14 protein-coding genes are annotated in these 14,295 nt (G+C 66.1%); 8 read left to right on the forward strand and 6 right to left on the reverse strand.

Annotation, left to right across the window (positions count from 1 at the left end; translation table 11 throughout):
* Window positions 1–18: 18 nt before the first annotated feature.
* Window positions 19–501 carry an MSMEG_0572/Sll0783 family nitrogen starvation response protein gene (locus ACFZCE_RS14340; protein ID WP_390940024.1) on the reverse strand — a complete coding sequence of 161 codons (483 nt, stop codon included), beginning with the start codon at window positions 499–501 and terminating at the stop codon, window positions 19–21.
* A 221-nt stretch (window positions 502–722) separates the two neighbouring features.
* On the opposite strand from ACFZCE_RS14340, the gene ACFZCE_RS14345 reads away from it, so the two are divergent.
* On the forward strand, window positions 723–2,609 hold the full coding sequence (locus ACFZCE_RS14345) for a sigma 54-interacting transcriptional regulator (protein ID WP_390940026.1): 1,887 nt from the start codon (window positions 723–725) through the stop codon (window positions 2,607–2,609).
* Between the two features lie 310 nt (window positions 2,610–2,919).
* Here the strand turns inward: ACFZCE_RS14345 and argC are convergent, their stop codons facing one another.
* Window positions 2,920–3,861, reverse strand: a complete 942-nt coding sequence (argC, locus tag ACFZCE_RS14350) for an N-acetyl-gamma-glutamyl-phosphate reductase (RefSeq protein ID WP_390940028.1) — start codon at window positions 3,859–3,861, stop codon at window positions 2,920–2,922.
* Between the two features lie 127 nt (window positions 3,862–3,988).
* On the opposite strand from argC, the gene ACFZCE_RS14355 reads away from it, so the two are divergent.
* From ACFZCE_RS14355 to ACFZCE_RS14365, 3 genes are all read left to right on the forward strand, one after another.
* Complete coding sequence (locus tag ACFZCE_RS14355; protein ID WP_390940030.1) at window positions 3,989–4,300, forward strand: hypothetical protein; 312 nt, start codon at window positions 3,989–3,991, stop codon at window positions 4,298–4,300.
* A gap of 79 nt (window positions 4,301–4,379) precedes the next feature.
* Complete coding sequence (locus ACFZCE_RS14360; protein WP_390940032.1) at window positions 4,380–4,643, forward strand: DUF6021 family protein; 264 nt, start codon at window positions 4,380–4,382, stop codon at window positions 4,641–4,643.
* Between the two features lie 69 nt (window positions 4,644–4,712).
* Complete coding sequence (locus tag ACFZCE_RS14365) at window positions 4,713–5,942, forward strand: AGE family epimerase/isomerase (RefSeq protein WP_390940035.1); 1,230 nt, start codon at window positions 4,713–4,715, stop codon at window positions 5,940–5,942.
* 234 nt (window positions 5,943–6,176) lie between these two features.
* On the opposite strand, the gene ACFZCE_RS14370 is transcribed toward ACFZCE_RS14365, so the two are convergent.
* Both ACFZCE_RS14370 and lon read right to left on the reverse strand, forming a co-directional pair.
* Window positions 6,177–6,581, reverse strand: a complete 405-nt coding sequence (locus ACFZCE_RS14370; protein ID WP_390940037.1) for a protease inhibitor I42 family protein — start codon at window positions 6,579–6,581, stop codon at window positions 6,177–6,179.
* Between the two features lie 38 nt (window positions 6,582–6,619).
* Window positions 6,620–8,959 carry an endopeptidase La gene (gene lon, locus ACFZCE_RS14375; RefSeq protein ID WP_390940624.1) on the reverse strand — a complete coding sequence of 780 codons (2,340 nt, stop codon included), beginning with the start codon at window positions 8,957–8,959 and terminating at the stop codon, window positions 6,620–6,622.
* 374 nt (window positions 8,960–9,333) lie between these two features.
* Here lon and ACFZCE_RS14380 point away from each other — a divergent pair, with 374 nt between their 5' ends.
* Genes ACFZCE_RS14380 through ACFZCE_RS14395 form a run of 4 tightly spaced genes read left to right on the forward strand, consistent with a single transcriptional unit; the run spans window position 9,334 to window position 13,652 of the window.
* Window positions 9,334–10,014, forward strand: coding sequence for a methylamine utilization protein (locus ACFZCE_RS14380; protein ID WP_390940039.1), 681 nt, complete (start codon window positions 9,334–9,336; stop codon window positions 10,012–10,014).
* Window positions 9,998–12,358: an EAL domain-containing protein gene (locus ACFZCE_RS14385; protein ID WP_390940040.1), complete on the forward strand. Its 2,361-nt coding sequence runs from the start codon at window positions 9,998–10,000 to the stop codon at window positions 12,356–12,358. Before ACFZCE_RS14380 ends, ACFZCE_RS14385 begins: the two co-directional genes overlap by 17 nt.
* Before the next feature lie 20 nt (window positions 12,359–12,378).
* Window positions 12,379–13,221: a DUF3034 family protein gene (locus ACFZCE_RS14390; RefSeq protein WP_390940626.1), complete on the forward strand. Its 843-nt coding sequence runs from the start codon at window positions 12,379–12,381 to the stop codon at window positions 13,219–13,221.
* Window positions 13,222–13,223: 2 nt separating this feature from the next.
* On the forward strand, window positions 13,224–13,652 hold the full coding sequence (locus ACFZCE_RS14395) for a group 1 truncated hemoglobin (RefSeq protein ID WP_390940042.1): 429 nt from the start codon (window positions 13,224–13,226) through the stop codon (window positions 13,650–13,652).
* 7 nt (window positions 13,653–13,659) lie between these two features.
* Here ACFZCE_RS14395 and ACFZCE_RS14400 read toward each other — a convergent pair whose 3' ends face one another.
* Window positions 13,660–14,004, reverse strand: a complete 345-nt coding sequence (locus ACFZCE_RS14400; RefSeq protein WP_390940043.1) for a hypothetical protein — start codon at window positions 14,002–14,004, stop codon at window positions 13,660–13,662.
* Window positions 14,001–14,285 (reverse strand): DUF6516 family protein, encoded by a 285-nt coding sequence (locus tag ACFZCE_RS14405; protein WP_390940045.1) that lies wholly within the window; start codon window positions 14,283–14,285, stop codon window positions 14,001–14,003. The genes ACFZCE_RS14400 and ACFZCE_RS14405 overlap by 4 nt, the downstream gene beginning before the upstream one ends.
* Window positions 14,286–14,295: the final 10 nt, after the last annotated feature.

Here is a 14,295-nt window from a genome sequence, read left to right on the forward strand (position 1 = left end):
GGCGGAGGCGGGCGGGGTTCAGGCGGTCCAGGTGTCGATGATCATCGCGCCTTCGCGGCGCATCAGCAGGCGCAGGTCCATCACATCCAGCGGGTTGATCGCGCGGATGCCTTCGATCAGGGCTTTTTCGGTCTGGCCGTACAGCGCCTGCAGGGCGAAGCGGCAGGCGTACACCTCACCGCCCTCGGCGATGAACGCTTTGATCTGGTTGTTCACCGCCAGGTGCCCGGGGAAGGCCTCGGCGCCGAGGGTCGGGAAGCCGCGTTGCACGCCCAGTTGCACGCCCGGGCCGTACAGCAGCACTTTGGTCTCGAAGCCCTTGCGCAGCAGGCGCTTGGCCTGGAGCATGTTGACCAGGCCGATCGAGCCTTCGAAGGCAATGGTGTGGAAGGTCAGCAGGGCCTTTTCGCCGGGCTCGGCTTTTACGTCCTCGAAAACCTTTTCTTCGTAGTTGACCAGGAAGTCGCCGTCTTTGTAGTGCTCGATGTTCACGCTGGGCATCGCTTCGTCTCCGTGGGCTTGAAGCGCCGCGCCTGGCTGGCGAGGCGTCAACCGAATAGAGCGAGGGCCGTGCCAACTTTCGAAGAGGTTGTTCAACCCGTTGTTTTACCGGCAATAACCCATCTGATACGGTTTTTTAGCCACCAACTGCCGCTGTTTGCGCGCTACGGAAAACTGTACTAATACGATCTTTCGTAGCCGCCAGTACGAGAGTTCGTGCCATGAGCGAGACCGATTACAGTGAAGCCTGGGCAGACCTCGCCTATGCCTCCCGGCACATGGCCTTCGAGCACTGCGCCGAAGCCATTGCCGTGCTCGACCCCTGGGCCGACCGCTTCGTTGACCTCAACATCGCCGCCTGCGCGCTGTTTGGCTACCCCCGCGAGCAACTGCTAGAGCGTGCAGTCAGCCGGCTGTTCGGCCACCAACTGGCGGATTTGATCGTGTTCACCCAGGCGGTGATGGACAAGGGCCGCGGCTGGAGCGATGGCCTCAGTTGCCAGTGCAAAAGTGGCGAGCGCCTGCAACTGGAGGTGTCCGCCACTACCCTGGCCGGCCACGGCCGCCCGCGGCTGGTGCTGGTGCTGCGCGAACAGAGCGCACAGCGTTACCAGCGCGACCAGGCCAGCACCGAGCGGACCATGCGCGGCGGGCTGCTGGAGTGGCGCAACATCCTCAACCTGTTCCAGGAAACCGAACGCGACAACCATCTGCTGCTCGGCGCGGTGGGCGACGGCATCTACAGCATCGACAGCCAGGGCCTGGCCACCTTCGTCAACCCGGCGGGGGCACGCATGCTTGGCTGGGAGCCGGCCGACATGATCGGCAAGAACATCCACCGCATTCACCACCACAGCCACGCCGACGGCAGCCACTACCCGGTCGAACACTGCCCGATCTACCGCGCGGTGCACGACGGCGTCGTCCACGAAGGCCGCCAGGAGGTGTTCTGGCGCCGCGACGGCAGTTGTTTCCCGGTGGAATTCACCAGCACCCCGGTGATCGCCGACAGCCGTATCGTCGGCGCGGTGGTGGTGTTCCGTGACATCACCGAGCGGCGCAGCACCGAGTTGCAACTGCAACAGGCGCTGAGCGAACTGCAGCAGCTCAAGCAGCGCCTCGAGGCGCAAAACGCCTACCTGCAGGAAGAAATCCGCATCGAGCACAGCTACCGCGAAATCGTCGGGCAGAGCGAGGCGATCCTGAAGATCGTGCGGCAGATCGACGTGGTCGCGCCCACCGATGCCAGCGTGTTGATCCACGGTGAATCTGGCACTGGCAAAGAGCTGATCGCCCGCGCCATCCACCAGGCCAGCAAGCGCGCCGGCCAGCCGTTGATCCGGGTCAATTGCGCGGCGATCCCGGCGGACTTGTTCGAGAGCGAGTTCTTTGGCCATGTGCGCGGCGCCTTCACCGGGGCCCTGCGTGACCGCACCGGGCGCTTCGAGCTGGCCGATGGCGGCACGTTGTTTCTCGACGAGATCGGCGAAATCCCCCTGGACTTGCAAAGCAAGCTGCTGCGGGTGTTGCAGGAGGGGCAGTTCGAGCGGGTCGGCGAGGAGCGCACGCGCAAGGTCGATGTGCGCATCGTCGCGGCGACCAACCGCGACCTGCGCGCGGAGGTGGCGGCCAAGCATTTTCGCGAAGACCTGTACTTTCGCCTGAACGTGTTTCCGCTCACGTCACCGGCGCTGCGCGAGCGCCCCGAAGACGTCGCGCCGCTGGCCGCGCACTTCGTGGCGCAGATCGGCCAGCGCCTCAACCTGCCCGGCCGCCACCTGCGCCGCGGCGATGTAGAGCAGTTGCAGCGCTATAGCTGGCCGGGGAACATCCGCGAGTTGCAGAACGTGATCGAACGGGCGCTGATCACCTCGCGCGGGGCCGAGCTGGACATCGTGCTGCCCAGCGACCCGGCGCCCACGCCGGCGGCGCTGCCGGCCCGGGTATTGACCGACGCCGAGTTGCGCCAGTTGGAACTGGACAACACCCAGGCCGCGCTCAAGGCTTGCCAAGGCAAGCTGTTCGGGCCGGATGGGGCCGCGCAGCTGTTGGGGATCAAGCCGACCACGCTGGCGTCGCGGTTGAAGAAACTGCAGGGGCCGATGTGAAGCCCAGGGCCCTTCGCCCGGCACAGCCGGAGTGCCGGACCACGGCCTCCCACGGATTCTGTGTTGCCTCGTAAAACAAATACTTACACAAATCTGGTGGGAGGCCGGCTGTGCCGGGCGAGGGGCCCTGAAGCTCATGCACAAAATCAGCAGAGCTCACAGATTCATCCCTTCCTTAAAGCCGTGAAGTTGCTTAAGTGAACAGCACTCCGGCTGTGCCGGGCGAGAGGCCAGGCAGCCCATACGCCCTATAAAACCACCTGAAGAATTCAAGGCTTTTCACCCTCGTTCAAGAGGGCCCCAAAAGCAGTTAAAGCCCAGTGGCCTCATCCGCCCCCAGGTGCACGTTCATGCACTGCACCGCGGCCCCGGCGGCGCCTTTGCCGAGGTTGTCGAGGCGGCACACCAGGTTGATGCGCTCGTCATTGCCGAACACGAACAGGTCGGCGCGGTTGGTATCGTTGCAGCCCTGCACGTCGAAGAAGCCGCCATCGAGGTTGCTGGCGTCGTCGCCGTACGGCAGCACGCGGATGAACTGCTCGCCGGCGTAGTGCTTGGCCAACGCCGCCTGCAGGGCTTGCGGGGTGGCGCCCGCGGCCAGCTGGGCACGGTGCAGCGGGATCGTCACCGCCAGGCCCTTGAGGAAGTTACCGACGATCGGGTTGAACACGGGCACTTCGTTCAGGCCGGTTTGCACGCGCATTTCCGGCAGGTGCTTGTGCTGCTGGCCCAGCGCGTAGGGGCGCGGGCTGTGCAGGGCCGGGCCGCCGGCCTGGTAGTCGGCGATCATCTGCTTGCCGCCACCGCTGTAGCCGGTGATCGAGGTGGCGCTGAGCAGCGTGCTGGCCGGCAGCAGGCCGGCGTCGACCAGCGGGCGCACCAGCAGGATGAACGCGGTGGCGTGGCAACCGGGGTTGGCGATGCGCTTGCTGGCGCGCAGTTTTTCCCGCTGGCCGGCGGCCAGTTCCGGCAGGCCGTAGACCCAGGCCGGGTCGGTGCGGAACGCGGTGCTGGCGTCGATCACGCAGGTGTCGGGGTTTTCCAGCAGGCTGACCGCTTCGCGCGAGGCGGCGTCGGGCAGGCAGAGGAAGGCCAGGTCGGCGGCGTTGAGCAGGCGGCCGCGCTCGATCGGGTCTTTGCGTTTGGCTTCGTCGATGCGCAGCAGTTCGATGTCGTCACGCTTGCCGAGGTAATCGAGCAAGCGCAGGCCGGTGGTGCCTTCCTGGCCGTCGACGTAGATCTTGTGAGTCATCTGGGAGCCTCTGCGGGGTTGTGGGCGTGCACGGAAAGCCGAGAGTTTAACCTGTGTGCCGAAGCCCTGAAAACCTGCCGTGGTGGCCGCGGTCAAAGTGACAGATGCATGACCGAGTACCGCTACCATGGACATCCTGCTCAACGAACACGAACTGCCCAGCGCCGACCTGCGCGGCACCCTGGAATTATGGGTGACCGGCCCTGAAGGCCCGCGCCAGCCACTCACCGAGGCGGGGCAATTCTGCCTCTGGCGCGGCCGCCCGGTGGTCAGCCACGACATGCTCAGCGAGGGCACCCACGAGCAGAACCTGCGCCGCCTGTGGGTGCGGCTGGCCGAGCCCGAGCGCGCGCAGCGCGTGGCCTGGGCCGAAGCCCAGGTGCGCCAGCGGGTGCTCGCCCAGGGGCTGGAGGGCGAGTTCTACCCCAGTGAGCGCTGAACCGGCCATCGCACCGGCTGAACGCTCAGCGCCAGGGCGGTTCCCAACCTGTACCACCCGGCAACCCGGAGACGCGCAGATGAAGAACCCCACCCACGACAAATGGCCCACCCGCGATGGCCGCGGCGACGCACGTGGCCTGCCCGGCTACCCCAAAGGCACCGAAGAGCGCGGCCGCCAGGGCGGGCGCGGCGAACAGGGCTTTGACCCAGACTCGCCGAACCTCACCGACCCGCAGATCGACCCGCCGCACCCGCCGCAGATCCCTGGCGGCCCTGGCAGTGACGTGACTACCGAGCGCCGCGCGCCCGGCAAGCAATACCCGCCCTACAGCAAGCCGTGAGCCCTGCTGTATCGCATCAGCCAGTGCTATCGTGGGGGCTAGCCCCATAAGAACAAGGACTACCCGACGATGCCACTGGCCCACCTCGCCCACTTGCCCTCCAGCAGTTGGCTGCACAAGCCTGCCCACCATGATTGGCTCGAGCAAGAGGCTACCCGCTTGCTCGGCTTCGCCCGCGCCGCGCGCACCCCCGGCGGCTTTGGCAACCTCGACGGCTTCGGCCGGTTACCGGCCGAGCCTATCGCCGACACCACCTTCACCGCGCGCATGGCCCACTGTTTCGCCATCGCTCACTTGCGCGGCCTGCCCGGTTACGGCGAGCTGGCCGACCATGGCCTGCAGGCCCTCGAAGGCCCGTTGAAAGACGCCCGCCACGGCGGCTGGTTCGCCAGCGCCGCGGCCGAGGGCGACAAAGCCTGTTACGTGCATGCTTTTGTGTGTCTGGCCGCCAGTTCCCTGGCCGTGGCCGCGCGGCCCGGCGCCGAGGCGTTGCTGGCAGAGGCCGCGCGGGTGTTCGAAGGGCACTTTTGGAGCGATGAAGAGGGGGCGTTTCGCGAGGGGTTTTCCGCCGATTGGCAACACGAAGAAGCCTACCGCGGCGCCAACAGCAACATGCATGGCGTGGAGGCCTGCCTGGCCTTGGCCGCGGCCTTGCGCCAGCCGCTGTGGCTCGACCGCGCCCTGGTCGCCGCCCAGCGCCTGGTGCGCCAGCGGCCCGGCGAAGGGGTGAACGAGCACTTCGACCTCGCCTGGCAGCCGTTGCCCGACTACAACCGCGACGCCCCTGAACACCCGTTCCGCCCCTACGGGCTGACCCCCGGCCACGCCTTCGAGTGGGCGCGCCTGCTGCTGGAACTGGAAGCCGCCCGCCGCGCGGCCGGCCTCAGCGCCCCCAGTTGGCTGCTCAGCGACGCCCAGGCGCTGTTCACCCACGCGGTACGCCGCGGCTGGGCCGCCGACGGCCTGCCGGGGGTGCTGTACACGGTGGACGAAGCCGGCACCCCGGTAGTACGTGAGCGCCTGCACTGGCCCATGGCCGAAGCCTGCGCCGCCGCCGCCACCCTGCTGCAGCGTACCGCCGAGCCGCAGTATGAGCAGTGGTACCGAACCTTCTGGGGGTTTATCGACCAGCACCTGATCGACCGCGTGCACGGCAGTTGGCACCACGAGCTGGACCCTCACCTGCAACCGGCCGGGCGGCTGTGGCCGGGCAAGGCCGACCTTTACCATGCCTACCAGGCCACGTTGATCCCGCGTGTGCCATTGGGGATGACCTTGGCGCGGTGGGGGGAGGGGTAGGCAGGTCTGGCCCATCGCCCGGCACAGCCGGAGTGCCGGACCACGGCCTCCCACCAGTTTTGTGTAAGCCATTGATTTTGGGAGTAACACAGACCCCGTGGGAGGCCGGCTGTGCCGGGCGATAGGCCCTGAAGCTCATGCACAAAATCCGCAGAGCTCACAGATTGACCCCCTCCATGACGCCCGGAAATGGCTTAAGTGCACAGCATTAAGGCACAGCCGGGCGATGGGCCATCAAAGGCTGTTTATTTCACACTCAAAACTGTCCACCGGCTTCACCTCCGGCGCCCACGGCTGCTGCGACACGAGCTTCAATTGCCCAGTGCCGGCACCGCTTACCTGGAAGCGCCACAGCGATTGCCCGTTACCGCCCACCAGCCCGGCGTCTTCGGGGTTGCTGTACACCTCCGGGCCCAGCGCGCGCAGCACCCCGGGGGCGGCGCTGAGCACCTGCCAGCGGTAGCCGGTGGTGGGCAGGCTGGGCAGGGTAAGGTTCAGGTGCTGGCCCACCGCGAGGTGCACGGGGCATTGGCTTTGCTTGGCCAGGGTGAAGGTTTCGGCGGGGTTCGGGCCTTTGGCCGAGCACGCCGCGAGCAGCGCGAGGCCGGCGGGTACGAGCAGGCGGAACAGGTTGGGCATGGGGGCTTCCAAGGTTCAAGGTCGCCCCCAGCATAGGGTCAGAACAGCACCTTCGCCACATCGCTGTAGCGCTTAGCGAAGTGCACGGTCAGGCCGGCCTTGAGGTAATCGGGCAGTTCCTCGAAGTGGCCACGGTTGGCCTCCGGGAGGATCAGCTCGAAAATCTTCTGCCGGCGCGCCGCGATCACCTTCTCGCGCACCCCGCCAATCGGCAGCACATGGCCGGTGAGAGTCAGCTCGCCAGTCATGGCGATGTTTTTCTTCGGCGCCTGGTTGCGCGCCAGTGACAGCAGCGCGCTGGCCATGGTCACCCCGGCGCTGGGGCCGTCTTTCGGCGTGGCGCCCTCCGGCACGTGCAGGTGCACAAAGGCTTCGTCGAAGAACTTCGCGTCCGCGCCGTATTGCTTGAGGTGCGAGGTCACGTAGCTGTAGGCGATTTCCGCCGACTCCTTCATCACCTCACCCAGTTGCCCGGTCAGCTTGAAGCCGCGGTTCAAGCTGTGGATGTGGGTGGCTTCGATCGGCAAGGTGGCGCCGCCCATGCTGGTCCAGGCCAGGCCGGTGATCACGCCCTTGCCGCTGAGCACCTGCTCGCTGCGAAACACCGGCATGCCGAGGGAGGCTTCGAGGTCTTTCGGGCCCAGCTTGATCACCGCCTCTGGCTCTGCCAGCAGCCGCACCACGGCCTTGCGCACCAGCTTGCCGAGCAGCTTTTCAAGTTGGCGCACCCCGGCTTCGCGGGCGTAGCCGTCGATCACCCCGCGCAGGGCGGCGTCGCTGATGCTCAGCTTGGCCTTGGGCACGCCGGCTTTTTCCAACTGCTTCGGCCACAGGTGGCGCTTGGCGATGGCCAGCTTCTCTTCGGTGATGTAACCCGACAGGCGGATCACTTCCATGCGGTCGAGCAACGGCCCGGGGATCGAGTCCAGGGTGTTGGCGGTGCACACGAACAGCACCTTGGAGAGGTCCAGGCGCAGGTCGAGGTAGTGGTCGAGAAAGTCGACGTTCTGCTCGGGGTCGAGGGTTTCGAGCAAGGCCGAGGCCGGGTCGCCCTGGTAGCTCTGGCCCATCTTGTCGATTTCATCGAGCATGATCACCGGGTTCATCACTTCTACATCCTTCAGCGCCTGCACCAGCTTGCCGGGCTGGGCGCCGATGTAGGTGCGGCGGTGGCCCTTGATCTCGGCCTCATCGCGCATACCGCCGACGCTGAACCGATAGAACGGCCGGCCGAGGGATTCGGCGATCGACTTGCCGATGCTGGTTTTACCCACCCCCGGCGGGCCCACCAGCAGCACGATCGAGCCGCTGATCTCGCCTTTGTAGGCGCCCACGGCGAGAAACTCGACGATGCGCTGCTTGATGTCGTCCAGGCCGGCGTGGTGCTGGTCGAGCACCTTGCGCGCGTGGCCGAGGTCGAGCTTGTCTTTGCCGTACAGGCCCCAGGGCAGGGCGGTGGCCCAGTCGAGGTAGTTGCGGGTCACGGCGTATTCCGGCGAGCCGGTTTCGAGGATGCCGAGCTTGCTCATTTCCTCGTCTATGCGTTTTTTTGCCGCGGCTGGCAGGGTTTTATGCTCCAGGCGCTGCTGGAACTGCTCAACGTCGGCGCTGCGGTCGTCTTTGGTCAGGCCCAGCTCCTGCTGGATCACCTTCAACTGCTCCTTGAGGAAGAATTCGCGTTGGTGCTCGCCGATCTGGCGGTTCACCTCGGCGGAGATTTCTTTCTGCAACCGCGCCACTTCCACTTCCTTGCGCAACATTGGCAGCACCCGCTCCATGCGCCGCAGCATCGGCACGCAGTCGAGCACTTGCTGCAGCTCAGGGCCGGTGGCCGAGGTGAGGGCAGCGGCGAAGTCGGTCAGTGGCGAGGGGTCGTTGGGGCTGAAGCGGTTGAGGTAGTTTTTCAGCTCTTCGCTGTACAGCGGGTTGAGCGGCAGCAGCTCTTTGATCGCGTTGATCAGCGCCATGCCGTAGGCCTTGACCTCGTCGGTGGGCTCGGCGGGTTGCTGCGGGTATTCCACCTCGACCAGGTACGGCGGGCGGTGGTGCTTGAGCCAGGTGCGGATGCGCACCCGGCTCAGGCCCTGGGCGACGAACTGCAGCTTGCCGTCTTCGCGGCTGGCGTGGTGCACCTTGACCAGGGTGCCGTACAGCGGCAGGCGCGAGGTGTCGAAGTGGCGGTGGTCTTCGGGCGGGGTTTCCATGAAGAACAGCGCCAGGCTGTGGTGCGGGGTTTTCGCGACCAGGTCGAGGGTTTCGGCCCAAGGCTCTTCGTTGACGATCACCGGCAGCACCTGGGCGGGGAAAAACGGCCGGTTGTGGATCGGGATCACGTAGACCTTGTCGGGCAGGCTCTGGCCCGGCAGCGCCAGCTCCATGCTCGAAGTGGACGAGTGTTCGATGTGATCCTGCTCGGCGTCATGCCCGTCGAGTTGGGCCGAAGGCTTTTGCTGGTCGCTCATGGGGCACCTGCGCAATTGAGTATGCAGCCTTAGATGGGGCGCCGCTCGGCGGGTTTCAATGGGCTGCGCTCCAGCTTTGCCATGCTGTGCCGATAGCCTTTTCGCCAAGGCAGAACCTGTGCGCCGCGGGCTGCCCGCGGGCCGGGGCCGGGGCGCGGCCAGTGGTAGTGGCAAAAAGCTTTTATTACTGGATGTGTTTGCGGCCGCCGCTGGGTAAGCTCAGCGGCGAGACCTCTCGCCAAGGCCGGCGTTCATTTTATTTCAACCCTCTTCGGCAAGGTGCCCTCGCTATGCCACTGTTCCCACGCCACCTGGCCTGCGCCGCCGGGGCCCTGTTGCTCAGCCTGGGTGCCCACGCGGCCACTTTTCAGGCGCACGTTGTCGACAAGCAAGGCCAGCCGGTGCCTGGCGCGGTGCTGACCCTGCAAGGGCCGGGCAAGGGCTCGGCGCAAGCCAGCGCGGTCATGGACCAGCGCGACAAGCAATACGTGCCGCGGGTACTGCCGGTACACACCAGCACCGCGGTGGCCTTCCCGAACAACGACAACATCCGCCACCAGGTGTATTCGTTTTCGCCGGCCAAACGCTTCGAGCTGAAGCTGTACGAGGGCACCCCGGCCGCGCCGGTGGTGTTCGACAAGCCGGGTGTGGTGGTGCTGGGCTGCAACATCCATGACTGGATGATGGGCTACATTTATGTCACCGACGACCCGTGGTTCACCGCCACCGACGCCCAGGGCAACGCGCGTTTCGCCGACCTGCCCGCTGGCAAGTACCGGGTAACCCTGTGGCACCCGCAAAGCGCAGACATGCAACCGCAGCCTCAGGGAGAGATCCAGGTGGACGACAAAGGCCTTTCGCACGATTACGCCCTGGCGGTCGAGCCGCTGCCGGCCGACACGCCGCAAGCGCCCGCCCCGAGCGCCTTCGGCGATGCATTCGGCAAGGCTGCCCGTGAAACTTCGAAATAGCTTCCAGGCGCGTATCACCGGCCTGCTGATCACCCTGTTGCTGGTGGTGATCGCGGCGGTGACGCTGGCCGTGAAAATGGCCACCGGCGAAGCCGTGCGTGGCCAGGCCAGCGAACAGCTGGAGGTGGGTACGCGGGTGTTCGAACGCCTGCTCGACTTCAACGGCCGCCGCCTGCGCGACGCGGTGCAACTGCTGGCGGCCGACTTTGGCTTTCGCGACGCGGTGGCCAGTGGCGATTCGGCGACCATCCGCTCGGCGTTGCTCAACCACGGCAACCGTATCGGCGCCAACGACGTGTTCCTCCTTGGCATGGACGGCACGGTGCTGGCCAGTACCGTCGACAGCGTCGCCGACGGCGCGCCGTTTCGCTACAGCCAGGCGCTGCGCGAGGCCCGTAGCCGCAGCCAATCGATGCTGATCGTGCCGATCAACGGCCAGCCCCACGTGCTGGTCGAAGCCCAGGTGATGGCGCCGCTGCCGATTGCCCGGGTGGTGATGGGCTTTGTGATGGACGCCGACTTCGCCCGTGAACTGCACGCCCTGAGTAACCTGGAGGTGTCGTTCCTGGCCATCGAGGCCGGCACCCCGGGGGCGCTGGTGAGCACCCAGCCGGTAGAGCTGCGCGAAGGCATTGGCCAATGGCTGGCCAGCCATAACGCTGGCCGCCGGGTGGTGCTGAGCGACCAGCAGGGCCGGCGCTACCTCAACGAAAGCCTGACCCTTGCCGAAGACCCGGCCACCCATGCCAAGGTGGTGGCCTTGCTGCAAAGCCCGCTGGACGAAGCCCTGCACGCCTTCGCCCCGCTCGACAACAATATCCTGCTGATCGGCGCCGCCGCCCTGGCGCTGTCGCTGGTGGTGTCGTTGCTGGTGGCGCGCAGCCTCACCCGGCCGATCCGCACCCTGGCCCAGGCCGCCGAGCGCATTGGCCAGGGCGATTACCAAACGCCGGTGCGGTTGCTGCAGCGCGACGAACTCGGCGCCCTCGCCGGGGCGATCAACCTGATGCAGGACGGCATCGCCGAGCGTGAACAGCGCCTGGCCCACAACGCCCTGCACGACCACCACACCGGCTTGCCCAACCGCGCCCTGGCCACCGAGCGCCTGGGCACCGCGATCGCCGCCGAGCGGCCGATGGCGTTGTTGTTCGTGGGTGTGGCCAACCTGCGCAGCCTGGGCGAGAGCGGTGGGCCGATGCTCGCCGAGCAACTGCTGCTCGACGTTGGGCAAACCCTGCAAGCCCTGCTGCGCCCGGTCGATACCCTGGCCTCGTTGGTGGGCGGGGAATTCCTGCTACTGCTCGACCAGTTCGACAGCGACCACGCCGTGGCGGTCGCCGACCAGGTGCTGCAGTTGATGATCAAGCCGCGCCGGGTGGGCCAGCACGACGTGAACTACGACTGCCAGGTGGGCATCGCCGCCTACCCGGCCGACGGCGATGACCCGGAAGCCTTGCTCGCCCGCGCGGCGATCGCCATGCAAGACGCGCAAAGCCTGCCCGGCCGCCTGCAGGTGTACCAGCAGGGCCGTGACATCGCCCACCAGCGGCAGATCCGGCTGATCCGCGACCTGCGCCGCGCCGCCGACAACGAAGAATTGTTCCTTACCTACCAGCCCAAGCTCGACATCCGCAAAGGCCAGGTGCGCCAGGCCGAGGCTTTGCTGCGCTGGCAGCACCCGCAGTTCGGCATGGTCTCGCCGGGGGAATTCATCCCGCTCGCTGAGCGCACCGGCAGTATCCAATCATTGACCCGCTGGGTGGTCGACGAAGGCGTTCGCCAGTTGGGCGAGTGGAACGGCCGCGGGCTGTTCGTGCAGCTGTCGTTGAATATCTCCGCCGACGACCTGGGCGACGACGCCCTGGCCCGGCGCGTGCCGCCGCTGCTCGAACAGCACGATGTGAGCGCCAACCAGTTGATTTTCGAGATCACCGAAAGCGCCGTGATGCGCGAGCCGGAAGCGGCATTGAAGGTGCTCGAGCGCCTGCGCGAGGTGGGCGTGAGTTTGTCGGTGGATGACTTCGGCACGGGCTATTCGTCACTGGCGCACCTCAAGCGCATGCCGGTGCAAGAGCTGAAGATCGACCAATCGTTCGTGCGCAACCTCGATGAAACCAGCGAAGACGCGGTGATCGTGCGCTCGACCATTGAAATGAGCCACAACCTCGGCCTGAAAGTGGTCGCCGAGGGCGTGGAGTATGAACACAGCCTGCGCTTGCTCGAGCGTTGGCACTGCGACACCGCCCAGGGCTACCTGATCAGCCGGCCGTTGCCGGCTGCGGCCTTTGAAACCTGGCTGCGGGAATCCTTGTACTTTCCATCACCGATGGTACCCGTATCGTGAAAAAACGCGCCGTAGCTTCGTTGTTATGCACCCTGGCCGTAGGCTATGCCGATGCAACCCTGGCCGCTGACGGTCGCCTCTGGGCCACCGGTGGCGCCACCAGCGTGGAGGGCGCCGCCGGCGGTGGCATCACCCCCTGGGCGGTGATCGGCGGTTATGAAGAAGAGGGCCAATGGGGCGCCAACGCCTTCGCCACGCGGGTCTGGCTGCCTGACTACCGGCTCGACGTGGCCGGGGTGTCGGTGGCCTATGGCAACCAGGTGGAGTTCTCCTACGCCCGCCAGCGCTTCGACCTCGGCACCCTGGTGCACAAGCTCGGGCTGCCCGAAGACAGCCTCAGCCAAGACGTGCTCGGCGCCAAGGTGAAGCTGTTCGGCGACCTGATCTACGGCGACATCCCGCAGGTGTCGTTGGGCCTGGAATACAAGCACCAGCGCGATTTTCTCATCCCCAGCCTGGTCGGCGCCCAGCGTGACCACGACGTCGAAGGCTACATCGCCGCCAGCCGGGTGATCCTCGGCGGCTTCTTTGGCTACAACCTGCTGCTCAACGGCGACCTGCGCTACAGCCGCGCCAACGAAATGGGCCTGCTCGGCTTTGGCGGCGACCGCCGTGACAGCCGCAGTTGGCTCAAGGAAGGCTCTGCCGCGGTGTTGCTCAACCCGCGCTGGGCGGTGGGGGTGGAATACAAAGAGAAGCCCGACAACCTCTCGTTCGCCGGCGAAAGCGACTGGGCCGACGTGTTCATCGGCTGGTTCCCGACCAAGCACGTCTCGGTGGTGCTGGCCTACGCCCGCCTGGGCGAAATCGCCACCCTGGACAACCAGAACGGCACGTACTTGTCTGTGACCGGGAGCTTCTGAGCATGCGCGCCTTCCTGATTCTGCTCGCCAGCCTGTGCCTGGCCGCCTGCGCCCAATCCAAGGGCGTGGCCAAGGACGACAGCCTTTACCACGACCTCGGCGAGAAGCCCGGGATCACCCGCATCGTCGAGGCGATGCTGCTCAACGCGGTGCAAGACCCGCGCATCGGCAACCACTTCAAGAACGTCGACCCGATCCGCCTGCGCGACAAGCTGGTCGAGCAGTTCTGCGTCGAAAGCGGCGGCCCTTGCACCTACAGCGGCGACAGCATGGCCGAGGCGCACAAGGGCCAGAACATCGACAAGGGCGAGTTCAACGCGCTGGTGGAAAACCTCTACAACGCGATGAACAGCGTCGGCGTGCCAGTCACCGCGCAAAACCGCCTGATCGCCCGGCTGGCGCCGATGCGGGGTGAGGTGTTGCACAAGTAAGGTGGGGCTACGCCGCCGCCCTGCACAGGGTGAACTCTACGTGGATGGCATCGAACGGAAACTCGATCTGATGCCCGGTGCGGCGCAGGATGCCGGCGCTGATCAATGCCTGCACGTCGGCGTGAACGTTTTTGACGTCTTTGCCGACCAGCCGCGCGGCCGCGCGGATGGCCATGCCGCCCTGGCCGGCCATCGCCCGCAAGAGCGCCCAGCGGTTGGGGGTCAGGGTGCTGAACAACAGTTCAGGGGTTTCGAACAGGATGGCCTGGCCTTGAGCTTCGCCCTGAAAGGCAGCGCTGGCGGCGGCCAGGGTGTCGGCAAGGCTGCCTACGCCCAGGGTGACGGTTTTCATGGTTGCCTCCAGGTGTTGATGTCGTGTGAAAAGTCCGCCAGCAGCGTTTCAACGCCGCGAAAGCGGTAGGGGACTTCTTCATCGCCGACATGCTTGTGGTTGCCCTTGCCAGCTTCGTTGTCGTAGCGCACTACGCAGGTGCCATTGTCGACCAGCGCCAACCGGTATTTGTAGGGGTGAAGGCTTCCCCGGACAGCACTGGGTACTTTCCAGATGACGACCTCGGCAAACAGGGTGCTTGAGAGGACGAGCCGTTGCTTCATCAATAATTGGGCTTTCATGTTGGCGATG

Origin of the sequence: Pseudomonas sp. NPDC007930 (genome assembly GCF_042958985.1) — a bacterium.
Classification (GTDB): domain Bacteria; phylum Pseudomonadota; class Gammaproteobacteria; order Pseudomonadales; family Pseudomonadaceae; genus Aquipseudomonas.